Source organism: Parabacteroides sp. AF27-14 (assembly GCF_003635425.1).
Taxonomy (GTDB): Bacteria; Bacteroidota; Bacteroidia; order Bacteroidales; family Tannerellaceae; genus Parabacteroides; species Parabacteroides distasonis.
In genome coordinates, this window is the sequence record NZ_QTLZ01000018.1 from 78503 (window position 1) to 104013 (window position 25511).

Here is a 25511-nt window from a genome sequence, read left to right on the forward strand (position 1 = left end):
AGAAATCCAGCAGGCTGCGGACGAAGGCAAGTATTTGTCGTATCTTATTCATATCAATTGTTGTTTTTTAGGGATGAGTAAATCGGTTCGATCTCGTGGCAGAGCTGTACCAGCGTCTCCCGGTAGCGCTCCCGGTTGTCGCCGTTCAGCTCGCTGATGTAGGGGCTGTAGGCGATGGCCTTGGCGTAGTCGGCGGGGAAACGGCTCATGGCGGCGGCCTGCGGGTAGGAGCAGACGAGGAGGCGGGCGAAGTCGAGGTAGGAGTTGCGTGCCGAGTCGTAGCGGCGGAACAGCAACTCGCCCCGCTTGTATCGGGCGGTGACGCGGCCCCCGTGCCAGAAGGCGTTGCTCGCCCCGTAGCCGGTGATGCCGAAATGGTTGTTGGCCTCCCGGGCTAGGCGGGAGGTGCCCCAGCCGCTTTCTAGGGCGGCTTGGGCAAGGAGGATGATGGGGTTTAGGTGGAAGCGGTCGCCGGCGGACTGGGCGTCGGCAAGGTGGGTGGAGATATAGGCTTGTTTCATGATATATACGATGAATTATGATTTGATTTTTCTTGGAAAATTAATCTTAAATTACTATCTTTGAATAAGTTAATAAATAAACAGCATCAGTATGGAAAAGCGGGAGACCGGTGTCGGCGCCTATTATTTTTGTGATATAGCGATGAGTTATTTTCCCTTATTGTCGAAGAAGAAAGCCTCGGATAAGCTGTCCCGGTGGATACGTGTCAGCGGAAAGTTGATGGAGCGGCTGGAGGAGTGCGGATGGCATCCCCGCCAACGGATCTTATCGCCCCGTCAGCGGGAGTGCATCGTTTCTCATCTAGGGGAGCCTTGAGTCAGATTTCGTCGGGGGATTCGCTGTCGCCTCCTCCCGGGGCGGGTGCGTCGGGCACGATCTTCTCGAACTTGGCGAGGCCGGTGACGCTCTTTAGCGTCACGCTCGGACGGAAGACGATCCGGGGACGTTTGATAAGGGAGGCGTTGAAGTCGGACTCCAGCTTGGTGCCCTTGCTGCCGATCACGGCTTGGAAGTGGCCGAGATCGCCCAGCTGGACGGTCTCCCCTTTCTGGAGGCGTTGCTTGAGGATGTAGAGAAGGCCGTCTACCACGACCTGCACGTCGCCCCGTGAGGCGGTGCTGCGGTCGGCGATCTGGTCGCACAGCTCCTCGAAATCGCAGGTGCCGGTGGACTTGTTCACGGCGTAATACAACTTGGAGCCGGCGGCGGCTCCCTTGGTCATGTCTTTTCGTAAGACTAATCGGTACTTGATCGGCATAATGTCTGGTGTTTTTTTGATTACGTTGTAAAGGTACGACATGCCGCCGGTGGGATTCCGGTCAACGGGGACGAAGGGGGGCGAGGTCGGGTGAATGGGGGTAAAGAGGTGGATTTTGAGTGAATAACGCTTGGTTTTCTAACGAAATAAGCGTATGTTTGCCCAATCAAAATTCGATTGACATGAAAAATTTACGGTATGAAAGAGAAAGACAAGCGGCGAGACGTGAGAGGTGAGTCCCGTGAACGGGCGAAGTGCCAGCGTGAGACGTTGGGCAAATATTTTTACGATTTGTCAAAACTGACGTTCACGGCATTGGTGCTGGGTGGAATAGCTATGTTATTCCAATCGGAAAAGATAGAGATAAGTATGATTGGAATGTTCATGGTAGGGATCTTGTTCTCTGTCGGGTTAGCTTTCTGTGGTAATAAAATCTTGAAATAATAAAGAGCTATGAATCCATTGACATTTCTTTTCGGGGTAATGCTATTGATACTTGTGGTGTTTATCGTTTGGATGTACACGCCATCCGGCAAGCGTTGGTTGGATAGCATGAAATAAAAGGACTATCGTATTTCCGGTCCGGACACTACTGTGTTTGGCTTCGGATACTACTGTGTTGGCTTCCCGGCACAATAGTGTTCGGTGCCAAACACGGTAGTTTTTTTTGTCTCCCCCCTATATCCCCTCCGGCAGGATACTTTGGCTTTGCAATTCCTTGGCGATACGGTCGCTTAGGGCGAAGTGATTCTCGAGCGTGGCTTGTAGGCGCAGGCGCTCTTCGGGTGTCGCCGCCGTGCGGACGGACTCCAAGGCCCGGGCTAGCTTCCGGTGCGCGAAGGACTCGCCGTAGAGGAGCACTTGGAAGCGGGTCTCGCCGGGAAGCCGTTCGTCCGGTACCGGCCCGGTATCTTGCGGCGCGGAGGCCCGGAGGGAGAGGACAAGGGCGGAGAGCCGCTCGTCCGCTATCCCGTCCGGGTGCTTGCCCTCGGATAGGAGGTGGAGCAAGTGGGCGTGTTCCGGGTCCTCTAGGGGAAGCTCGTTGTCCGCCAGTTCGCCAGAGACCCATGCGGGCAGGGAAATCTCGTTTCCGTCGGGGTCGTAGAACATCCGGTCATGGTGCGTGAGGCAAAAACGCAGTAACGCCCTTTCTCGTGGCAGGGCGTGCGTGAGGCCTGCGACTTTCTTCCTCGGTGCCGCTGCCGCTACGCTTTTCGGGTCTGTGGCGACAGACATTTCCTGCCGTAATACCTCCATCGGTATACCCGTCGCCCCGGATAGCTCCCCAAGCCTCCGGTACACGGCCAGCGGGGAGGAGAGGAGGCCGATCTCGCCCAACGCCCCGTTGATGGCGGTGGTGTCCGTGCGAGGGCGGGAAGCCGCTTGGCGGATGCGGTAGGAGAGGTAATCGAGGGTACCCTCCCGTGCTAGGCGTGCCAGCTCGTCGCTCCCTTTCCGGCGGTATACCTCGTCCGGGTCCATGCCGTCGGGTAGGGGAAGCAGGCTGACGGCGCATCCCTCGGACAGGAGCATATGGGCGCACCGGACCGTGTTCTGCCGTCCCGCCGGATCGGGATCGAGAGAGAGCGTCACCTGCCCGGCCAGCCTCCGTATCGCCCGGATATGCTCCTCGGTGAGCGCCGTGCCGCATAGCCCCACGGCGTACCGTATGCCGGAGGCGTGGAAGGCGAGCACGTCCTTGTATCCCTCGCAAAGCAGGATGCGTCCCTCGGAGCGTATGGCTTTCACCGCCTTGTGCAGGCCGTAGAGGATATGCCCCTTGTGGTAGGCGGGACTGTCGGGGGAGTTGACGTATTTCCGCCCCTTCTCCGACGGGGTAAGGCTCCGTCCGGCGAACCCGGCCACCTGTCCCCCGGTGGTGTGTATCGGGAAGATGAGCCGGCCTAGGAAGGGGCGGAACACTTGGGGGACGTCGGGCGGGCAAAGTCCCACGCCGAAGCCGCGGTAGGTCTCTTCCAGCCCATGGCGATCCTCTATCGTACGTGCCGTACCTACGGGGTGGCCCGGTAGCAGGCCGCTAGCGAACGAGGCGTTCGCCAGCAACAACGCTTCCCGCTCGTCCCGCCGCCGCTCACGACCAGCGGCAGCGGTCTCTTCCACCTCGATATTGTATTTGCGTGCCAGTAGGCGTACCGCCTCCTCGAAGCCGCATCCCTCCATGTGGCACACGAGCCGTATCGGGTCCGCCGCCTCGCCGCAACTGAAGCACTTCCCGATGTTCCTCGCCGGGGAGACGCGGAAGGAGGGATGCCGCTCGTCGTGGAACGGGCACAGCGCCACGAAGTCCTTCCCCGAGCGATGTAGCGTGAGGTAACCGGAGGCTACCTCGTCGATGCGGGCCGTCTCCCGCACCTTGCGCAGCGTATCGTCTGTCAGCATTCGAAGAGGCCCTTTCCCTTCGGTTTAGGCTCCGCCGCCCGGGCCTTGCGGACGCATGCCGGCTGGGTGTCGTCCCAGAAGGAGGTCACGCCCTCGTTGTGCATGAAGCGCACGTGTCCCAGCTCGCCTTGGCGGTTCTTGGCCAGCAGGATCGTGCCCCTCCCCCGGGTAGGCAGGTGCGTATCCGGGTCCTCGTGTATGTTCACCACGGAGAGGCGGCTGATGAAGGCCACCGTATCGGCGTCCTGCTCGATAGAGCCGGAGTCCCGGAGGTCGGATAGCTGGTGCCTGAAGGAGTAGGTCCCCCTCGTCTCGCAATTGCGGTTCAGCTGGCAGAGCAGCACGATCGGTATCTCCTCGTCCATCGCCGTAATCTTGGCCTTGCGGGTGATGTTCGAGATGGCCTCGTTTGGGGTCTGCCCCTTGTCGTCCCGGTTTACTAGCTGCAAGTAATCGATGATGGCGAGGGAACACTTCCCTTGCCGCCTCCTGAGGGAGATGTCGCAGCGTATCTCGTCTATTTGGATGTCCGAGCGTTGGTTGATACATATCGGCAATTCTTTCAGCTGCCGGCTCGCCTCCTCCAAGGCTCTCATCTCCTCCTCGGTGGCGGTTCCCTTGGTGATCTTCGAAGGCTCCACGTCGGCTATCTGTCCCAGCATCCTGAAGATCAGCTGTTCCCTCGACATCTCCAGGCTGTAGACGCAAACCGGTACCCCTTGCTTGGCGGCGTTCACCGCCATGAAAAGGGCGAAGGCCGTCTTTCCCATGCCCGGGCGGGCGGCGAACACGTGGAGCGAGCCTGTCCGCAACCCTCCCATAAGCCTGTCCAGTCCCCCCAGCCCGGTATGTATGCCCGCCGTACCGCCCCGGGCTACCCGCTCGCGTATCTCCCGTACCCGTGCCATGGCCTCGGCGGTGGCGGTAGGCATGTCCGGTATCTCGTGGGTGAGGGAGAGCTGCTCGCCCAGTTCATCGGCCACCGTTCCCAGTTCCGATATCAGCTTTTGCGTATCCCGGTCGTCGGCCGCCGCCTTATGCGCCAGCTCGTGGCACCTCAGGATAAGCCGCCTTGCCACGAAGGCCTCCCTTATGTACTGGCAATGCTGCCGTACGAACTCTCCGCCTACCTCCATGTAGCCGTCTTGCCGGGCCAGCTCGAAGAGGTCGGGCAGTTGCCCGGCCCTCTCCGGCGAGAGCCTCCGTATCTCTTTCTCCACCGAGAGTATATCCGTTCCTTCCCCCTTCCCGTGAAGGCTGAGGTAGGCCTCTATCGCCAAGGCGATATCCGGGTGGGTGAACATCTCGGGCCTTATCCTGAAGGCGATCTCGGGAAGGCTCTTGCGTGAGGCCAGCAGCCCGAAGAGCAGGGCTTTCTCCGCTTTCCGCTCTTCGGGTAGCGTGAGGCTGGCGGGGAGGGAGGTAGGGGTTAGCGTTTTCTTATTTGCCATAAGATGTTTTGTTTAGTATGAACGACTGATAATTGATAATTTCCACCGCCATACCGTGATCTAGTTTTTTCTTGGTTATCACGCTGCTTTGTTCTAGCTCTTCCAATCCTTTCCGTATGGCATAGACCGTGCAGCCAAGATAAGTGGCCAGCTCGGGTATTTTCACGATACATTGCCCTTTCTGGATGGTGTATGTGTCATTTTTCCATGGACATTGGTAAGGGCTATAGGCGACTTTGCTGTACAGGTACAGCATGATCCCTATTTGCGTCGGGATCCGCTTTCCCTTGCAACAATTTCTTATGAGCATATCCAAGAAAACTCTGGGATAGCGGATGTAGCCGTTCTTCCGTAGCTCATCCGTGTTGAATAGTTTATACATAATGTTTTGAATTATACCCCTTTAGGGCGTGTTAATAAATATCGTACTCTGAATCGCATTCTAGATCAAACTCTGAACTTCTTAATCCTTAGCGGATAAGCTTGGAATCGTTGCTTTTTTTCGCCACGATTTCGCACCGCTATATATAAATATACAAGGGAGTTATTAAAAGATTTAAATAGGAAACGTGTCGTTTCCGTCTTTTTTGAAGAACCATTTCATTTAGATCGTTTTTTCACAATGGCCGTAAATCATGAATGAATAAATATTCCACTCTTTTTTTATGAAGATCGTGAGGATTTATAATTGTTGTTTAAATCTCTGCAAAGATCGGAATAAAATTGCGATAAAACAAAATATATACGAAGATATTAAATGTTTACAAACATGTGTTATAGTACGCTTTATTTAGATAGTAATAGCTAAATTTATGGAGGATTATTATGTGATGTTAATTGGAAAATAGATATTTTTTTAGGGATTGAATATTTTAATAAACTATGAGTGATTGTGCAGCCTTGAGGCTGATTCTAGACACTAAAATATATTTGTAGATAATGGCCTATAACTCGTGAATTCTAGTCATGTGAATATTATTTATGTATAGTAAGTGCTCCCTACAAATATCATAGGAAAAAGAAGGCGTCTTACCTTTTTGCGAAGGAATAACCATGTTTTTTTCTTATGAGATTTTTATAGAGTTAATTATTTTGTTCATTTGAGTTTCCCATGAGAGAGATCGAATTGATTCCCTGATCTCAAGGGGAGAAAGAGATTGCTTTTCATAAAAATGTATTAATGAGTTTATATCGATGGCGGTTTCATCTGCGGGCACTTTAAGTATATACGGTTTATTCTCAAAGTCGCTATCTGTCTCAGAGTAAATAAAAGAAAGGCCCCGGGCGGCATATTCCCTGTTCTTTAATGTTTTAATATGGGTGATACCGCTACGATGCCGTGCAAGACTACCGATGGCCATGTCTGCTTTCTCAAAAAGCCGGTCAAGCTCTTCGCCGTGCTTAGCGCCGTGAAGGGTTACGTAGTTCTCTAATTTATGCTGTTTGATGATTGGAAGGATATCATCTTTTTCTCGTTGCCCGAAGAAATCTCCTACAATATGGAAAAAGACTTTGTAATTGGGATGTGAATCATAATAATCAGCCAGACCTTTAACCAGACGGTCAAATCCATGCCAGTAATGAATCTCCGCTACTCCTATTAGGTGAAGTTCCTTGTTTGTATCGTTGACCTGTTGTTTCAATTTAATTTGCGAGAAGTCAATGCCGTTCGATATTTGTATAGTGGGAATGCCGAATATGGTCTTATAGTCGGAGAAAGTCACGATCCCGCATAATTGTTTGGCCAAGGAATGACGGAAACATTGATCTATAAATAGTAATTTCCGACGAGAGAAACCTATATATTCTTGGTCATAAGGATAAGTTGGTATTTCCATTACAACCTTTATCCCCGCTTTACGCATTTGATGAACCATATGAATCGTGAATGGATTAGCGTTATGATCAGATCGCATATAAATAAAACTAATATTTTCTTTCTTCGCATATTCAACGATTGAAGAATATTCTATCCTTTTCAGTATTTTACCCTTGAACCCTGCTCCATAATCTTGTAGTACCTCGGAGTCTATCATTCTCAATTTCCTGCCGTTAGACTCATTTAGGTAACAGAGTCTCGTATCAATGCCACATGCTCTTAAGGCATTGACTTGGTAGTAGATCTTCTTGCTGATCCCATTAGCAGGATTAAGACCGTGAAATATCAGGAATAAAGCTTTCATTTCTGTATCTTGGATTTAAGTAGGTTAATAATATCATAAGTTCCACTTAATTGTATATATATGGAAGAAAAAGATATAGCTAACAGAATCTTAACGGATAAGCTTCCTAGCTCAGTCATCTTGTATGATATCTCATATATAGGCCATAGTAAGAGTATCAAAATACTTGTTAATACAATAGGTGATAAAAATTGTCGGATAAAGATTTTCACATTACGCTTTAATGTCACTTTATACATCCATATATAGCATTGGATGAAATTGATCGTAAATGTGATAGTAATGCACCATGCGATCGCTTCGAGCGTTTTAAATACAAATATCCCTATTACAATGCCAGATACGTTTAATAAAGTGGAGAATACGCCGCAAATGAATAAACTTTTAGTGTCGTTGGCCGCTTGGAAAATAGAGCCGGATGTTGATAATATTATTTGTATACCAACAGATATAGATAATATCTGGAATACCGGAACGGAGGGCATCCATTGATCCCCAAACAAAATGAGAGTGATTTCCCTTGCGGAAAACCATAATAACGCAGACAGGGGTAAACCAATAAAGGCTAGAATATGAATAACCTTCTCGTATGAATCCGCTAGCTTATGCAAGTCATCTTGAAAACCGGAAAAGATTGGATGCATGACAGGAGAGATCACATGGGTTATATTTTGCAAAGGAAGCATCATTAGCCGATATGATTTTTCGTAATACCCTAGGGCATTCATATTCATGTATTTTCCGATTAATAATTTATCAAGGTTTCTGCTGAAATAATTAATTACATTAAATAAAAATTGATAGGCTGAGAAACTGAATATTTTTTGGACCGAATCCAGACCGAATGTATATTGTAACTTTTGAGGGTTTTTCCGATATGATATGATAAATAAGAGAATGCTGGAGAAAATAGGATTAATGACTAATGCATATAGTCCGGCACCTGCGATGGCGGCACTGATGGCTATGCTTCCTCCAATAAATTGGATAGTTAAGCTACGATATGCGATAAACTTAAACTCCTTATTCTTGAATAGGAGTGCGTTAGGAACGATGTTTGCCGAAGCAAAAAATAAATTGATGGATAGTAGTTGGCATATTGTCAGTAATGTCTTTTGTTTATAAAAAAAAGAAATGGGCCAAGAGCATAGGAAAAAAAGAATAGATATCATGATTCCCAACCATAAGGTAAAAGAGAATATTCTGTTAAGATCTTTGCCTGTTAAATCCTTATTTTGAATAATAGCGGGCGCAATACCTAGGTCACTGAAAATACCAAAAAAAGAAATAATTACAGTTGCTATTGCTACTATACCAAATTCTTCGGGGGCAATTAAGCGTGCTAATATTCCGGTGACAACCAGAGAAATAATTATTCCGGAATATTTGGATATGGCCGTATATAATACTCCTGATATTAATTCTTTTTTTATGGATGCCATAGTTTCTTTTGTTTTTATAGGAATGATTTGAATAATAAAACTATTAGATTTTTTGTTGTCACGTATTGCCTATATTCTTTTAGACATCGTCTGGCTATTTTCAAGCGATCTTTAAAGGGTATTTTATAGGATAGCCATACTGCGGCGTTGAGCATTCTTGATAAATATAAGTCGATTATTTCACGGAACATTGGGTGTGAGTCCGCGAATTTGCTTAAATGGGCAGTTATCGTAAAGTAACTTTCCATGTTTCGCATTGAGAACTTACTGGTCATGATTGAGTCTTCCCGTAGCCTACGTTTGAAGAAATCCTTGTGTATGGAGGATACTCTTTGGGCCTGTAAATATAACAAGCATGTGAATAATTGATCTTCATGGATGATTCCGGGAAGAAAATCGAGTTGGATCTCTGTTAGGTATTCTCTTCTTATGAAATTAAGACATGGGGATGGAGAATATGCCTTATGATCTATTAGGAGTTTTAAGATATATGGGCCTTGATATACTAACTCCGGATTTGTACAATCTTTTCGTTGATAGTTTAAAGATATGTTTTTATGTTTTTCCTTGTTTAATATGTCCGCATCAAAAAAAACGAAATCTAAAGCCTGTCGTTCACATTTAATATAGCATGTTTCTAAGGCTTCTGGCTCCAGATAATCATCACTATCCATAAAATAAACGTATTTACCTTGGGTATATTCGTAGCCTTTGTTTCGGGTGACTGATGGCCCTTGGTTATACTGTGTATAAATTCGGATACGTTTATCTTCATCAGCTAGGCGTTTTATGATAGATAGACTGTTATCTGTTGAGCCGTCATTTATAACAATGATCTCTATTTCTCGTAAAGTCTGGCACATGATAGATCTTACCGCCTCTTCTACGAACTCCTCGGTATTATATAGGGGTATGATTACGCTAACTAGATTCTTATCCATTTTTGTTTGTTAATATCATAACGTTTGATAACTCTAGCGGGATTACCTATAGCAACGGAGTAATCTGGAATGTCCTTAGTTACTACGCTTCCAGCTCCGATCTGGCATCTCTTACCAATATGGACACCTGCTACGACTACACAGTTTGCTCCAATATGGGAGTCTTCATCTATTACTACAGTTTTCTTTACTAAAGGTTGTTCATTGGAATCCACATTTCCATCCTCATATCCATGATTAAAACCGGAGATGAAAACGTGCTGACCTAATCCGACTTTATTTCCGAATCGTACGGGACCAATCACCACCGAACCGATTCCAATACGGGCGTTGTCGCCTATGATAACATCGCCTGCCCCATTGTTGATGGTCGTGAAATCCTCAATGAGGGAATTTTTACCTACCGTGAACTGATTCCAAGGGAATACATCAATACGGGATCTTCTCCTTCGAATGATAGCTCCTTTTCCTTTCTTATGGATCCAAGGATTGACAAACCATTTTACCCAACAACGAGGTTTAGGATTTTTAGGAGAGGTTATTGAATAGAATACTATTTTCTTCAAAAACTCATTTTGCTTGATTTTCTGTTTGATTTGGCCTATATCCATGACTTATCAGGTTTAAATCGTTTTATATAGGGTCAAAAGATTTTCCGCTGTTTGTGACCAAGAGAATCTTTTGACTCTGTTTAAACCATATTCTATTTGATTTTGATAGAATATTTGATCTCGCTCTAAATATAGTATCTTGTCTGCGATTTCTTTTTCACTCAACGGGTCAACTAGTATTCCGCCTTCTCCAGCTATCTCTGGCATTGCGGATGTGTTCCCCGTAATTACAGGTGTGCCGCAAGCCATGGCTTCTAGCAAGGGAATACCGAAACTTTCCCTTAGGGAAGTATATAAAAAAGCGAAAGCGCCGTTATATAGATAAGCTAGGTCTGTATTAGGGATGTATCCCGGGTATGAGAGAAAGGGCTTGATCTCTTCTATCCGTTGCTCTCGTAGGATAGCGTCTAGTTTATCCTCGCTTAAGTCTGCGATAAGTAGAGGTCGTTTCTTTTCTGAGTGCTTCAAATAAAGGCTATATGCCTTTAACGTGCGGGCGACGTTTTTTTTAGGATCTGTATTGCCTAGGAAAAAAATATAATCGTCATTATTAATATACTTATGGATAATAGATGATATCTCTGGCAGGGGATGAAAGTGCTCGCTATATCCATTATAGATAGCTGTGATTTTATCCTTGGGTAATCGCAATACCTCACGTATGCGATCGCACTCAAAACGAGAGACTGTGATGATCTTCCTACATTGGGGGAGTATGCGAGGAACCACCATGCGGCGATAATACCAACCCATGTTTTGATACCAAGATTTATTTCCTCCCTGACGGGGTTCTAGGAAAATAATATCATGTAATGTCAACACTAACGGGACAGGGCAATTTAGTGGGGCGGTATTACTGGTACAATGCAAGAGGTCTGGCTTTATCTTGCTTACATTTCGTGGAAGCGCAACTTGTTCCCAAAGAGGGTAGGTAGGGCATTTTACCTCAATAATATGTACATTGTCTGTCTCTTCTAGGCAATGATCTTCACCTGGACTGACAAATATAAAATATTCATTTTCCTTGTCGATTTTTTGTAACTCTCGAATACTCTCAAGAGCGACAAAGTCCATCCCATGTTTGTTGGTCCGGAATATACGTTGTGCCTCAATTGCTATTCTCATGGTTTTAAAGAATGTTTAGTTGGATTAAATTTGTGTCCTCCTATACGGAAAATATTGAGGAACATAAGTATGAATAAGACAGGAACGCTCGCTATCGCTTTCTTGAATTTCCTGTCGACAAGATAGTCTGGTACCGCTATACTGAATGTAATACCTAACAAGACCAATAAGAGCCACCACTTGATGGATGTTATAAAATCGAGAACAGTCAAAAATGAGGCTATTAATATAATAAAACCTAGCAGTAATATGCGAGGAGGCATCATCCATTGAAATAATTTGTCGCAATAGTCCCAATTTCCATTAAATATGGCTGCCGGCATTTGGAAAAGACCCGAGAATAAGTTGCTGATTTGAGTTGTCAACCAACGACGGCGCTGGTTATAGAAATCCCTCTTACCTCGAACTTTCTCGTCATAGGTATATACTTCTTCCAAATACTCGATATAAACATTTTGCAACAAAAGCTTTCTTTCCATGTATTTATCTTCTCCTATATCGTGACATTCTTGTATGATATCCTTGAAAAGCTCGTATTCGAAAGCCATGCCGGAGCCGCTAAGGGCGGAAGAGAATCCAAGACGGGTATGGCCTTTACGAAAGATAGAGTTGTTAATTTCTTCGCTGACAGAATCGAGCACAGCGATATTGCTATCACGGTTTTTAGCGACCCTGTGTGTTTGCAATGCGGAACAGCCCGCATAAAGGGCATCGTTTATTTTCTCGAGATAACTTGGTTTTACGATATTATCCGCATCGAGGATAACGACATTATCATACTTTATATCTCCTTTCTCAATATAATGTATGGCTTCTTTGAGAGCCTCGATTTTTGTGCTTTGGGGACTATCCATTTTAACGACTTTCGCCGATAATGCTTTTAAGTTATCTATCGTATCTTGTCGCATTTGATTAGATATAACGATAATGTCGTATCGTTCTCTTGGATATTCTTGAACGAGAAAATTTTTTACGGAGTCTATGATAACTTCGTCTTCTTGATAAGCGGGGAACAAGACAGCGAAACGATACTTCTTCTTGGCAGTAGGATAATTATACTGTGGTTTCCGTTTTGAATAGATGGCAAACACGAATAAATATAGTACAAATATCAGAAAACAAAGGAATAAGATGGCATCTCCTAATTGAAAGGCATATTGTTCCTTATCAATCCAGTTTTCTCCTATTTGAAAGAATTGTTCAATCATAGCGTTATTTATTTGAAACAGTTAATTTTTTTATTCGTATCTCTTTGTCAAAGTAAGGACCGTTTAACACAAATGTTAGCCCCATAAATGCGATTATCATTGTTGGAAATTGACCCCAAAACGAGTTTGCGTATGCGTTAATGAACATACCGAATATACCACAAAGTAATCCGGACAATAATCCTTTTAGTTCAAGATCCTTGATCTGTGTGGCAATGATCCACCCTCCCCATCCTATAGTAAAAAAAATCATACTAAGATAAAGAATCAATCCAACTATGCCTGTTTCTACCCAAATTTTTACGTACCAAGAATCAGTTGGAATAGAAGTGGTAAAACGAGTGGATATTTTTACTCCTAATCCATCTCCAGATAGTCCAAGCCCTTCCCCAAAGGGCTTATATTTGAGATATGTGGCTAATTTTTTTTGATTTTCTTTGCGTACGATATATGAGGCATCTTTGGTTGGGTTAAAAGCGGTTCTCATTCTTCTGATAGATGAGTTGCTTTCTCCTATAGTCGTAAAAGCGAAAAAGATATAGATAAACAATAACATACTTGCTCCACCAATGACCATTTTAGTTTGTTTGCTGATCAGTGTGTAAAGTGCTAGCCCTGCTAATGGTACGATCATAGCTCCTCTTGTCCCGGAAAGGAACAAAGCATAAAGTGCTAGAATCGCTATACATGAATAATATATCTTGCATAATGCAGATCGCATGTAGAGCGAGGCTATACCGAAAAACATGATGGCGGCACCCATATTGGCACCCATATTACTGGCATCCGTAAAGAATGAGAAATAGCGGATTCCAGACCAAATAATATGCGTTGTGGCTCCTCCGGCATTAAGCCATTTTGTCTCAAAACTATCAAATCCAATAAACTTTTGCATTAATGTCTTAATTATCGCAAATAACGTGAATATGGATAAACAAAATATGATAGCTTTGAGTATGGAATAGCGTGTACATAATAGAGATGTAATAATGACTATAATCAATCCATTGAATATTAATCCTCTTGATAATATCCAACCTTCTAATGAGCTGGTTGGATTGATTATTTCTAAAATGCAATAACCCATCCAGATACATAATGCGATACTTAGGATATTAAATGCTCTACGCCATTCTATGTTTTGGAAAAGGGCAGCTTGAATAAAGATCAGTACCAAAGCTATCATATATAGGATTTCCATAATAACACTGATCCCTTCTATGGGAATGTATCGGGTGATGCCTAATATGAAGTAATTGGTCGTGAATATAACGAATAATATAAGCCATGGATATCTTAATAAAAGGATACCTCCTACACAGAATAATGGAATCAAAGTTATTAGTATGAATACTGGAATTGAGTTATACAGCAAGGATATGCCAATACCTCCCAACCCTAAGACAAGAAAGAGCTGAGATATTTTGAACGAAGTATTGTCCTCTTGTATGTATCTTGATGTTTCCATGTGTTTTCGTTATTTTACAGCGGTATTAGTCGCCGTTAATCCCATATACATCATCCGGTTTGCGAAAGATCGCATAGATGTTTGAGGGGGTAATTGCCCCGTGAAATCTTCCACGGCCTCTCTCGTGGCATTGTTTAGATATAAGTACAATGCCGTGCCTTCTGTAATGTCACGCAGATATTTAACTAACTCCGTATCGCTATTTTTCCAAACCCGGCAAGCGTTAGCTACTAACAAATTGACTTGGCTTGACCCTAGTAAATGGGATGGAACACCATACTGTTGGATAGAAGGATACTCAACGATTAATATATCCGGCCTGCTTTCAAGCTGGATATGTTTGTCTATATGTTCAGCCATGAATAAGGAGGCATCGATTGGGATATCTTGACCGACTCTTAGGTATTTTACGTTGAAGCCAAGCTCTTCCCAAGATTCCTGGAAATATCGTGAGATAAACGTTTTTCCTTCTTTTTCCTCTAGACTTAGTATATTGATACAAAATGTATCGCCCTTTTTGATGTAAGGTGTTAACCGGTTACAAGCATAAGCCGCAGAGATACGGTTACAAGTTTTTACGAATCCACGATATTTTAATTGGGAATTACGTCCTGTGAAAGCCCCTAATATATTCATGCCAGTAAGACGTCTGGCCCGTTCGGCATCCCGGAGCGTACGATCTAGCAACTCGATAACTAGGTTTAATCCGATAATAAAGATAATGCTACCAATAAATGCGGCAATAACTAATAGAAACCGCTTTCCTTTATCACTGAATAAAGGATAGGAGGCATCCGAGATCGTATTTAAGTTTGAAGAGGTTAATTGAAGATTCTTCTGCTTCATCTTTGCCATATTTAAAGCATGAAGTACTTCAAGATAAGATTGCTCGGTTACATGAATCTCACGTTCTTGTTGATTTATTCGTGTACCAATAGGAGAATAATTCTTGTATTGATCTGCAAAATCATTCTTGCGCTCGTTTAGAACCTTCAAATCAGCTTGAGCTTTCGCTTGTATAAGTGTTTGATTTAACCATTCTTGAACTAAACCTTCAATGGCTAAACCTTCTTTACTTTCTTTATAACTATTAATATTATTAGTAATTAGACCTATTTTCTTTTCGGCATCTCGTAGTTCTTCCCTGTATTTTACTAACTCTTGGTCTTTACTTAGCATTTCATCGGAGGTGAAAGTCTCTATTTCTGTTATTTTACCACTAATACGGGATACCTCGGCTAAGGTATTAATGAATTCCTCATTGGACTTAACTAATTTAGTACGAATATCCATGTACTGCTCCAGATTTTTGATAATGCTGGATGAGCTCTCGTAATTTCGCCGTGTCTCCTCATATCGATTCTCAAAGTCTGCGAAAGAGTGGGCGATAGCTTTAGTTTGCTCAATATAGTTAATAACACTATTCTTTACATTATAATCAGTAAGCTCGTTTTCTTGCTTATTCAGTTGTACACGAAGTTTCTTAAGTTCTTCCTCATAATATTTAACAATATCATTTGCGGTTTGATATCGTAAGTTGTTATACGAATATTTTAATTCTTCACTCACCAATTTGACCGTATTCCATGTAATACCGGGATCGGTAGAAGTATAAGCTATCTCTATTAAGTCGCTGTTTCCTTGCCTTCTGATGATAATACTGGATAAGGCATTGTAACTGTAAAATGCACTAGATCCATTAAACAACTCATGTAAATAATTACGACTGTCGCTGTATTTATACTCCTTGAATAAGTTAACGGTTTTGTCAAGAGAAGTTGTATCAACTAAAAGTAAGATCTCTTCTGGCACGGAAGCTATCAACTTTTTATAGTTATTTGCTGTTATATATAGATTATCTATTTCCGGATCTCCATGCATTAAGTTTAGAGCTAGTAATTTCAATGAGACATTTTCTAAGGTTCCTCTTGATTTGGTTAGATTTACCAAGTTATCATAGGTGTTATTCACAGCTTGCCAATCAGGCCGAGTCTCATCATTTAATCCTGTATTAGACGTGATACCCGTGTAAATAGAAGTGGTAACGGTATATTTTTTTTCTAAGAATTGACTGAAATAAGCAACCAACGCTGTTATTATTAGCGTTCCGAATACTAATTGATGCCGGATTCTATATATAAAACGCGATATATAAAGTGTTATATCCATGGGTTATCGATTTATAATCTTAATATTTGTGAGCATTTCTAATAAAGTTACGGCATTGTGCAAGGTCGCACGACCTTCTTGGTAAGAAATCACGGCACCAGAACGACGTCCACGTTCCATTGATAATGAGATTATATCAATTTTTCCATTAATAAAATCTTGTTCGGAGATTTTCATCTGGGCGTTGTAAAGTGCGGCAGCATCTGATTTAGCTTTTAATGTAGCCAATGCTTGTAAGACACTATTATAAGCTTCCAGTATTCTTAATTTCCGTTCTTCTATGGACATTTCATACTCATAATCCAATTGACGGAAACGAGCTTTCTTCATCCGTACTTTTTGGCCTCGGCTGAATAAGTCTCCGAATGGGATAGACACGGAAATACCTACACTGTAAGTATGCTGATTACTGCCTATACTGGTGAGAAATGAAGGATCTTCTATGGTTTCTCTTGTAGAAAGTTGAACTAATCGCCCATATTGATATTGGCCGTATACCCTGAAATAGTCCAACCATTCTCTTTTTGTAATCTTCATATCGGCGTTAGCCTCATCTCTTTTAGCTTCATAAATTCTGACAGAAGGATGGTCATATACGGATTCCAGAAAAACCGATAGAGGTGGTAATTGAATACGTTCATAGTCATCTAGCATGGCATTTATAGAATCCGTGCCGGAAGTTACTTCTATTGTTGTCGCTTTATCGAAGTATGTCTTCTTTTTTTGTGCGACAATTGAAAAAGCATTTAATATGAATAATAGAATAAATAGTATCTTCATGTGAATTATGTTTGTTATCAGCTATGTATAGTTTATACATCCTCTTTCTGCACGAACGCCGTAAACGTCTTGAATATAATCTTTATGTCTAGCCAGAAAGAAAAGGTATGAGCATATTTGATGTCTAATTGTTTACGTTCCTCGGCGGACATACTACCAGAATTGCCACGTTTCTCTACTTGCCAAAGACCTGTAAGGCCGGCAGGAGCCATGAAGCGTTGTATGTATTCGTCACTGGTCAGTAGCTCAGCCTCGTATATGGGAAGAGGGCGGTTACCAACTATTGACATGTCTCCATTTAATATATTGAATAGCTGGGGGAGTTCGTCAATGCTATATTTCCGGATAATATGGCCGATCTTTGTTATACGGGGATCATTCTCTAATTTGATGAAAGCGTTGGAACGTTCGTGACGCTTTATTTTTAGATAGTCGTTTTCGGGAGTAGCGTCATTATCAGAATATAAAATGATATTTTGTTTATTCTCTTTAAAAAAAGAGGTCGCATTCTGTGAATTCACAGAAGTTGATGAAGAGGCCACGGCCTCTTCATCAATAGATTCCATATACTGATTAAGTTTCTTATATTCAGCCAAGCGCTTGTCCGCGTCCATATACATAGAGCGGAACTTATAAAAATCGAAAACCTTGTAATTGCTGCCTACTCGTTTCGACTTGTAGAAAGCGGGGCCTTTGTCCTCCAGCTTGATCCAAATCACCGTGATGATAAAGATAGGGGAGAGGCAGAGGAGCGCCATGGATGAGAAAATGATGTCGAAGACCCTTTTCCATAAAGGCAGCTTGAAAATGGCGAGATCAGGCTCTTTTATTTGAGGCTTACGCGCTTTTTCCATTCTCTTGCATTTCTCGGCGATACCCAGTAGCTTCACTAAATCTTCCTTAGAGGTAGACTCGGAGATGACACAGTCCGTTCCGGCTTGCAAATAGGATATTTTCTCCTCCCGGGTCATTTCCGGGGCGATTAATACGATATAGATATTTTGAAACGTCTTATGCAAATGCATGATCGCAGGAATGTTTAACGTAGGATCTGTTTTCTCGATGAATACACAATAATCCATTTCCTCGGCAGGAAGAAGCGTGTTTTTCATCTGCAGAAGCGTTATACATTCTATGACCCCGGTGCCTAATGCCTTACGTAAACGTTCGGCCAACGGCACGTTATTACCGAAAAAGACATAATTCATTATCTTAATATTCGTTTTACCCTTACCCTTAATTCCTCTGGATTGAAAGGCTTCAAGATAAAGTCTTCCGCCCCTTCCTCAAACAAACGTATTCTATTTGAGCTGCTCTCTACGCTCGATAGGATCAAGACCGGTATATGGCTGAACATATCGTTCGCTTTTAAATAAACCAAGAATTCCTCTCCGGACATTTCTGGCATATTCAAGTCAGAGATGATCAAATCCGGTAAATTGCCTTCTTGAAGCCAAGCGATCGCTTTCAAAGGATTTTCTTTATAGGATACCTTGTAAGTACTTGATAAATAAAGCATGATTATCTTTGCGATTTCTTGCTTGTCATCCACTAAAAGAACAGATTTCTCCATAGAGTCGTATAATATTGTCGTCTTTTGTTTTATCTATTATGCAAATTTAGGATATTAAATTGAAAAAATCTATGTTTTTCAATTGTTTTTTTGAAAAAACAGTTCGGACTTTGAAAATAGGGGAAACTGCGATTTTTTGATTAAGTTTGTACGCACATAAATGAGATGAGTATTCGAAGATGCGTTGGAGGAAATATATAGATTTTGATGTTATTCATTTATTGGTTGGCGCTATTGTCGGGATGGGCTTGTCCTCTTGCCAGCCGGAGATGCCGGTGATCTCTACGATAACCGTGGAGGCGGATGGCCTGACGGTTCCCGTGAACCCGGATCTGTATGGTTTGACCATTGAGGAGATCAACCACGGGATCGATGGGGGGCTGTACGCCGAGCTGATCCAGAACCGGAGCTTCGAGGATGGCGTGCCACCCTTGAACTGCCCTTACGACGCCGCCCGGAACGTCTTGATTACCCCGAATGGCTGGACGATCCCTTTCATGCGGGGAGATTCCGTACCGGGATGGAGGCGGATCGTCCCTAATACACAGATATACCCGGATATGAAGGAGCTGGTGAATGATAAGAACCGGCGGTCGTTGCTCGTGGCCGTATCGACTTCCGGGGAGTCGGGGCGCGGAGGCGTGATAGCCGAGGGATACCGGGGGATACCGATCCGGAAAGGGGAACGATACGATCTCTCGTTTTTCGCCAAGGGGGCGAATATGGTGCCCCGTACCATCCGGGTGGCCTTGGAGGACTCGATGGCTAATACGGTCTTGAGCGATGTGTTTCAGGTAGCGCCGCTATACGAGTGGAAACGATACAGGCATACGTTTACGGCTACGGAGGACGCGCCGAACGCGGTCTTGACGATCACGGCCGATACCTCCGCCGTGTTTTGGCTGGATGTGGTATCCCTCTTCCCGGAGGATACGTGGAAGGGACGGAAGAACGGGCTGAGACCGGACTTGGCGGCGCTGGTCGATTCCTTGGCCCCTCGTTTTATCCGTTTCCCCGGAGGCAGTTTCGTGGAGGGGTATACGGCGGGTACGTACCCTATCTGGAGGGAGACGCTGGGCGATATCTCGGAGCGTAAGCATTTCTGGAACGTATGGGCCTATGGTACGACGAACGGCATGGGCTACCACGAGTACTTGCAAATGTGCGAGGATATGGGGGCGGAGCCTATCTACGTTATTAATAGCGGGATCACGAGCCAAAGCCGCCGGCCCCGCTACGAGGATATCACGGCGATGGATAAGCTCACGGGAGATGCCTTGGACGCTATCGCCTACGCGAACGCCCCGGCGGATTCCCTGCCGGGCGCCCTGCGTGCGAGGAACGGGCATCCGGAACCTTTCAACTTGAAGTATGTCGAGATCGGCAGCGAGAACTATGGCGGGGAGTATTTCAGGCGCTTTGAGCTTTTCCGCAAGGCGATCAAGGAGGCCTATCCGGAGATTACCGTTATCAGCAGTTCGCCCCTCACGAAGCGAGGCCGTAGCGAGTGGGTGGATTCCCATTATTACGCCGGGGAGAATTTCTTCCTATCGAACTCCGGCCGGTTTAATAGCGACCGGTATTCCCGACGTTCGCCGGCGGTGTTTATCGGGGAGTTCGGGACGACGGAGCGACCCTTGGCCGGTACGCTCCGGGCGGCGGTGGCCGAGGCCTGTTTCTTGGTCGGGGCGGAGGAGAACCCGGATATGGTACGCCGCTTGGCGTATGCCCCGGTATTGGGCAACGCCGGGTTCGAGAACCAGCGCCATCCGTTGATCTCTTTCAACACCCATCAGGCGGTGGTCTCTCCTTCCTACCATTTATTAAAGATGTTTACCCGCCATCGGGGGGATGAGGTGCTGAAGACGATCGTGGATACCTACGAGAAGCCACAGGTACGTACGGGCCGGGCGGGCGTAGAGATGTTTGATAATAGCTATGAGTTCAAGGACGTGCGGATCGACGGCGTGCCCGTATCGGATATATCCGTGATGAGCGGGGGATGGAGGGTCCCGGAGGCTGGTATGTTGGTGCCGGAGGCCAACCGGTGGAACCAGGTATTGTTCGGCGACTCTACGAGCTACGCCTATGAATATACGGCTACCGTCCGGCGTACGAAAGGTAGCGGGCAGATACAGCTTCGCCTCCGCGACAACGGGCGGACGGGCGAGCAGGCGGATTATATCGCCCTGACGATCGGGGCGGGAACGAGCGAGCTGTACCATCAGGTAGGTGGCGTGAAGGATAGCTTGGTCTCTCCTGTGCGCTTCCCTTTTGAGAGTAACCGGTGGTATACGGTTCGCATGACGTGCGAGTACGAGCGTGTCCGTTGTTATGTGGACGGCGTATTGCTGCATGAGGTGGATATGCGTGCGATCCCGTCGTTGGTATCCGTCGCTACCCTCGACAAGGAGAACCGGGTGATTTACTTGAAGGTCGTGAATACGACCCGCCACGAGGAGAAGACCTCTTTGCGTATCGAGGGAGTGAATATCCGTAACGAGGCGGAGCTGATCCAATTGAGAGGGGAGCCGGAGGCTCGTAATACGTTTGAGAACCCGGGGGCCGTAACGCCTGTCACCGAGCCTATCGTATTCCCGATGAGCGGCCCGTTTATCTATAATTTCCCGCCTAATTCAGTGACGATCTTGAAATTATACATGGAGTAGGTCAGATAGGGCAGGAGGGCCGGTACACTTTATCTGTATTTATCCTAACTTCGCGGCGACTTTAACAAAAAAATGTGTTATGGAACCAATGCATAAGATAAACAAGGTAGAGCTCCGGAGCTTGCAGCTTGAGGACTATACGCAGTTGTCGCAATCTTTCAAGAGGGTGTACGCCGACAAGGATGTTTTCTGGACCCGCAAGCAGATCGAGACGTTGATACGGATATTTCCCGAGGGACAGGTCGTGACGCTGGTGGATGACCGGATCGTAGGATGCGCCCTCTCCATCATCGTGGATTATGACATGGTGAAAGGGGATCATACCTACGCCAAGGTAACGGGCAACGAGACGTTCAGCACGCATAACCCGAACGGGAATATATTATATGGTATAGAGGTGTTCATCCATCCGGACTACCGGGGCCTCCGGCTGGCCCGCCGTATGTACGAGTACCGGAAGGAGCTGTGCGAGAAGTTGAACCTGAAGGCGATCATGTTCGGCGGACGTATCCCGAACTATTATAAATACGCCGATCATATGCGTCCGAAGGAATACATCGAGAAGGTGCGCTCACGCCAGATCTACGACCCGGTGCTCACCTTCCAGCTCTCCAACGATTTCCACGTGCGGAAAGTGATGATGAACTACTTGCCGAACGACGAGGAGTCGAAGCATTGCGCTACCCTGCTGCAATGGGATAATATCTATTACCAGCCGCCTACGACGGATTACGTGGATAAGAAGACAACCGTGCGTGTCGGTCTGGTACAATGGCAGATGCGGCCTTATAAGACACTGGACGACGTGTTCGAGCAGGTGGAGTTCTTCGTCGACGCCGTGTCCGATTACAAGAGCGACTTCGTCCTTTTCCCCGAGTATTTCAACGCTCCGCTGATGGCCAAGTTCAACCATCTGGGCGAGGCGCAGAGCATCCGTGGGCTGGCACAGTACACCGAGGAGATCCGTGAGCGATTCGTGAACCTCGCCATCAGTTACAATATCAATATCATCACCGGTAGCATGCCTTTGCTGAAGGAGGACGGGGCGCTGTATAACGTGGGATACCTGATCCGTCGTGACGGCTCCTACGAGATGTACGAGAAGGTACATGTCACCCCGGACGAGCAGAAGAGCTGGGGACTCTCGGGCGGGAAGATGGTGAAGACGTTTGATACGGATTGCGCCCGGATCGGCGTGCTGATCTGTTATGACGTGGAATTCCCGGAGCTTTCCCGTATCATGGCCGACCAAGGGATGCAGATCCTCTTCGTGCCTTTCCTTACGGATACGCAGAACGGTTACTCTCGGGTTCGTGTATGTGCCCAAGCCCGGGCGATCGAGAACGAGTGCTTCGTGGTGATAGCGGGCAGCGTGGGCAACCTGCCTCGTGTGCATAATATGGATATACAGTACGCCCAGTCGGGTGTGTTCACGCCTTGCGATTTCGCTTTCCCTACCGATGGCAAGCGTGCGGAGGCAACCCCGAATACGGAGATGATCCTTGTATCGGACGTGGACCTTGATTTGCTCAACGAGTTGCATACGTATGGTAGCGTGCGTAACCTTCGGGACCGTCGCCACGACTTGTATGAGCTGAGGGTAAAAAAACAGTAGTGTTTGCGGTTGAACACAATAGTATTCATGGTTGAACCCAGTAGTGTTCGCTATTAAACACAATTATATTCGCCGGAAGAATGCAGTAGGGGCGGGATCTGTCCGCCCTCCCGTGCCGTGTATGCGTGGGAGGGCGGACGAATCCCGCCCCTGCGGTTTATATCGGGGGGAGGATCGCTCGCTTCCCCCCTTCGGAAATGATCTTAATGACTTAGCATCTCAGCCGTGATCGGCGTGAATTTCTCGGCATCCGATTTACGGAGTTGTACGCTACCGTCGTTCCAGTTGGAAGGCCAACCTCCGATGATGTGTCCAAGGAATACCAGCTTGATCTCGTGCAAGCCTTTTGCCAAGGCCGCGGAGGTGTCATGACGGGAGAAGCGTTTTACCTCGCCACCGTTATTGACCATCAACTTGCCGTCGATCCATACCTCCTCTAAATCCGAAGAGATGTAATAAACGCCATCCTCCGGGATATTCACGTAGCCGGTAGCGATAGCGGCGTATTGCTTCACGCCTCGCATGGATTCGGGGGCGGGCACTTGGTTGGTCAGTTCACGGGTTGTCTTGATAACCTGTTTCTTACCGGTCTTCTGAGCGGCCTCCAGATTATTTACGCTTAGGTACATGCCATCGAATACCTCCATGTCGAGGCCCGGGGTCGTCTTGGCTACCTCCTTGGCGGGAGCCAGCGTTTGTTTCTCCACGAGGATCGTGCGAGGCTTACCCATCTTGCCGGAAGGCAACACGGAAGCGATCTTCACGGTCGTAGTCTCTGTGATGTCGAAAGGAGCCGTATATACGGTAGATTCCGGGGTAGGCTCGGTGCCATCCAGCGTGTAGACCATCTTCATCGGACGGTTCGTGGTGAATGTCATGGTAGCCTTGTCCGTGAAAGCCACGAAGTTGCAAGAACCGTTCGGTTGCTCGGGCTGCGGGATGTAGTAGTTGATATCGTGTCCGTCTAGGCGAACCTGAGCGTTGTCCAGACGGCGTTCGAAGTCCTTGTAATCCTTCCGGTCCAGCGGGCTCCAAGCGATCTCGGAGAGGGCTAGGATACGAGGATAGATACGGTACTCCATGATGTCCGTGTTATAAAGGTACTCACTCCATACGTTGCATTGCACGCCCTTGATGAAATGTCCTTTACCGGCCGCTGCCAGCGTGTCGGGGACGGGGTTGTACTTATAGACCCGCTCCGCCGTGGTGAATCCTCCGATAGATACCGGGTTGATCTTGTAGTCGCCTTGGAACTGGTCGATATACATGCCCTCGCTTCCCGGGGTCATGATCACGTCGTGGTTCATGCTAGCGGCGGCGATACCGCCTTCCTCACCTCGCCAAGACATTACCGTGGCCGATGGAGCCAGACCTCCCTCGAGGATCTCGTCCCATCCGATCATCTTCTTGCCGTGCTTGTTTACGACCTTCTCCATGCGTTGTACGAAATAGCTCTGCAATTTCTCCTCGGCGGAATGTTCGTTGTCGCCTTTCAAGCCTTCCTTACGGATACGGGCCTGACAAAGCGGGCATTTCTCCCAGCTCGTCTTCGGGCACTCATCGCCTCCGATATGGAAATACTCGCCCGGGAATAGGGGAGCTACCTCGGCGATCACGTCCTCGAAGAACTGGAAGGGCTCTTCCTTCCCGGCGCATAATACGATGTCTTCCACGCCCCAGATGATACGGGGAGTACCCTGCTTACCCTCGCAAGACAGCTCCGGATAGGCGGCGATAGCGGCCATCTCGTGTCCCGGAAGCTCTATCTCGGGAACGATCGTGATGAAACGATCCGCCGCGTATTTAACGATATCCTTCACCTCCTCTTGGGTATAGAAGCCTCCGTACTCGGTACCCTCGCCATCGATGCGCTTAGAGCCGATCTCGGTCAGTTTCGGATACTTCTTGATCTCGATACGCCATCCTTGGTCGTCGGTCAGGTGCCAATGCATGCGGTTGATCTTGAACAAGGCCAATACATCCAGCTGCTTCTTGATATTCTCTACCGGGATGAAATGGCGGCAGGGGTCTAGCATGATACCACGGTAGCCGAAACGAGGCTCGTCCTTGATAGATACGGCCGGAGCGGTCCATGCGATACCTTTCACGGCGGAAGGACTCTCGATCTCGGCGGGCAGCAATTGCAAGAACGATTGCATACCGTAGAAAAGACCTTGAGGGGTCTTGGCTTTGATACGGACGCCGCTGTCGGCTACGTCTAACGTGTATCCCTCGTCGTTTACGTCCAGAGAGCCGTCGATAACCAACGAGATACCGTCGGAGGTCTCTTTGTCGGCGGTAGCTATCTGGTAGCCTGTCGCCGTGTTCATTTTAGCCGCGAAGAACTCGGCTACGGTTTTCGCCTCCGGGGTGGAAGCGTAGATCTTCGTGTTTTTGTTTAGCTTGAAGTTTCCCTCGTTCTGCGTAAGGCTGACCGGTGTCGGGATGATGTTGATACCTTGGTTGTAAGCTTTCGCTTTACCGGGAGCATCATCACACGAGGCCATCAGGCCCAAGACAGCGCCGGCGCAGATTGTAGCAAGGAGCTTTTTCATAGAATTAAAAATTGAAAGTTGAAAATTGAATATTGTTTAGAT

General features: G+C 46.5%; 21 protein-coding genes. 4 read left to right on the top strand and 17 right to left on the bottom strand.

The window, feature by feature from the left end; translation table 11 throughout:
- Positions 1-53: 53 nt before the first annotated feature.
- Positions 54-521: a glucosaminidase domain-containing protein gene (locus tag DWY79_RS16665; RefSeq protein WP_009017926.1), complete on the bottom strand. Its 468-nt coding sequence runs from the start codon at positions 519-521 to the stop codon at positions 54-56.
- A 91-nt stretch (positions 522-612) separates the two neighbouring features.
- Between DWY79_RS16665 and DWY79_RS16670 the strand changes: the two genes are divergently transcribed.
- Positions 613-837: a DUF4248 domain-containing protein gene (locus DWY79_RS16670; protein WP_005856539.1), complete on the top strand. Its 225-nt coding sequence runs from the start codon at positions 613-615 to the stop codon at positions 835-837.
- Between the two features lies 1 nt (position 838).
- Here DWY79_RS16670 and DWY79_RS16675 read toward each other — a convergent pair whose 3' ends face one another.
- The gene (locus DWY79_RS16675; RefSeq protein ID WP_005868367.1) at positions 839-1279 is read right to left on the bottom strand and encodes an HU family DNA-binding protein; all 441 of its coding nucleotides are present in this window, start codon (positions 1277-1279) and stop codon (positions 839-841) included.
- Positions 1280-1477: 198 nt separating this feature from the next.
- Between DWY79_RS16675 and DWY79_RS16680 the strand changes: the two genes are divergently transcribed.
- Positions 1478-1723 carry a DUF6722 family protein gene (locus tag DWY79_RS16680; RefSeq protein ID WP_005868368.1) on the top strand — a complete coding sequence of 82 codons (246 nt, stop codon included), beginning with the start codon at positions 1478-1480 and terminating at the stop codon, positions 1721-1723.
- 234 nt (positions 1724-1957) lie between these two features.
- On the opposite strand, the gene DWY79_RS16685 is transcribed toward DWY79_RS16680, so the two are convergent.
- The 14 genes from DWY79_RS16685 to DWY79_RS16750 all read right to left on the bottom strand — a co-directional run bounded on the left by DWY79_RS16685 (position 1958) and on the right by DWY79_RS16750 (position 18630).
- Positions 1958-3679 carry a DNA primase gene (locus DWY79_RS16685; RefSeq protein ID WP_122369835.1) on the bottom strand — a complete coding sequence of 574 codons (1722 nt, stop codon included), beginning with the start codon at positions 3677-3679 and terminating at the stop codon, positions 1958-1960.
- On the bottom strand, positions 3673-5130 hold the full coding sequence (locus tag DWY79_RS16690; RefSeq protein WP_005868371.1) for a DnaB-like helicase C-terminal domain-containing protein: 1458 nt from the start codon (positions 5128-5130) through the stop codon (positions 3673-3675). Before DWY79_RS16690 ends, DWY79_RS16685 begins: the two co-directional genes overlap by 7 nt.
- Positions 5120-5512: a hypothetical protein gene (locus tag DWY79_RS16695; RefSeq protein ID WP_005868373.1), complete on the bottom strand. Its 393-nt coding sequence runs from the start codon at positions 5510-5512 to the stop codon at positions 5120-5122. The genes DWY79_RS16690 and DWY79_RS16695 overlap by 11 nt, the downstream gene beginning before the upstream one ends.
- A gap of 682 nt (positions 5513-6194) precedes the next feature.
- Positions 6195-7313 carry a glycosyltransferase family 1 protein gene (locus DWY79_RS16700; protein WP_005868374.1) on the bottom strand — a complete coding sequence of 373 codons (1119 nt, stop codon included), beginning with the start codon at positions 7311-7313 and terminating at the stop codon, positions 6195-6197.
- On the bottom strand, positions 7310-8755 hold the full coding sequence (locus DWY79_RS16705; RefSeq protein WP_005868375.1) for a lipopolysaccharide biosynthesis protein: 1446 nt from the start codon (positions 8753-8755) through the stop codon (positions 7310-7312). The genes DWY79_RS16700 and DWY79_RS16705 overlap by 4 nt, the downstream gene beginning before the upstream one ends.
- 14 nt (positions 8756-8769) lie before the next feature.
- Entirely contained in the window at positions 8770-9696 is a 927-nt protein-coding gene (locus DWY79_RS16710; RefSeq protein WP_005868377.1) for a glycosyltransferase, read from the bottom strand.
- Entirely contained in the window at positions 9681-10307 is a 627-nt protein-coding gene (locus DWY79_RS16715) for a DapH/DapD/GlmU-related protein (RefSeq protein ID WP_005868379.1), read from the bottom strand. The genes DWY79_RS16710 and DWY79_RS16715 overlap by 16 nt, the downstream gene beginning before the upstream one ends.
- Before the next feature lie 12 nt (positions 10308-10319).
- Positions 10320-11432, bottom strand: a complete 1113-nt coding sequence (locus DWY79_RS16720; protein ID WP_057327206.1) for a glycosyltransferase family 1 protein — start codon at positions 11430-11432, stop codon at positions 10320-10322.
- Positions 11429-12640 (bottom strand): glycosyltransferase family 2 protein, encoded by a 1212-nt coding sequence (locus tag DWY79_RS16725; protein WP_057327207.1) that lies wholly within the window; start codon positions 12638-12640, stop codon positions 11429-11431. Before DWY79_RS16725 ends, DWY79_RS16720 begins: the two co-directional genes overlap by 4 nt.
- Before the next feature lie 4 nt (positions 12641-12644).
- Complete coding sequence (locus tag DWY79_RS16730) at positions 12645-13841, bottom strand: O-antigen ligase (RefSeq protein ID WP_233564001.1); 1197 nt, start codon at positions 13839-13841, stop codon at positions 12645-12647.
- 276 nt (positions 13842-14117) lie between these two features.
- Positions 14118-16277, bottom strand: a complete 2160-nt coding sequence (locus DWY79_RS16735) for a hypothetical protein (protein ID WP_122369839.1) — start codon at positions 16275-16277, stop codon at positions 14118-14120.
- Positions 16278-16280: 3 nt separating this feature from the next.
- A complete protein-coding gene (locus DWY79_RS16740; RefSeq protein ID WP_122115038.1) occupies positions 16281-17057 on the bottom strand; it encodes a TolC family protein in 777 nt (258 codons plus the stop codon).
- A 32-nt stretch (positions 17058-17089) separates the two neighbouring features.
- A complete protein-coding gene (locus tag DWY79_RS23090) occupies positions 17090-18265 on the bottom strand; it encodes a sugar transferase (protein WP_005868390.1) in 1176 nt (391 codons plus the stop codon).
- Complete coding sequence (locus DWY79_RS16750) at positions 18265-18630, bottom strand: PleD family two-component system response regulator (RefSeq protein WP_005856577.1); 366 nt, start codon at positions 18628-18630, stop codon at positions 18265-18267. Before DWY79_RS16750 ends, DWY79_RS23090 begins: the two co-directional genes overlap by 1 nt.
- Positions 18631-18809: 179 nt before the next feature.
- On the opposite strand from DWY79_RS16750, the gene DWY79_RS16755 reads away from it, so the two are divergent.
- A complete protein-coding gene (locus tag DWY79_RS16755) occupies positions 18810-21299 on the top strand; it encodes an alpha-L-arabinofuranosidase C-terminal domain-containing protein (protein WP_122369841.1) in 2490 nt (829 codons plus the stop codon).
- Positions 21300-21378: 79 nt separating this feature from the next.
- Positions 21379-22914 (top strand): carbon-nitrogen hydrolase family protein, encoded by a 1536-nt coding sequence (locus DWY79_RS16760; RefSeq protein WP_005868392.1) that lies wholly within the window; start codon positions 21379-21381, stop codon positions 22912-22914.
- A 203-nt stretch (positions 22915-23117) separates the two neighbouring features.
- On the opposite strand, the gene DWY79_RS16765 is transcribed toward DWY79_RS16760, so the two are convergent.
- Positions 23118-25469, bottom strand: a complete 2352-nt coding sequence (locus tag DWY79_RS16765; RefSeq protein ID WP_122369843.1) for a family 20 glycosylhydrolase — start codon at positions 25467-25469, stop codon at positions 23118-23120.
- Between the last annotated feature and the right edge of the window lie 42 nt (positions 25470-25511).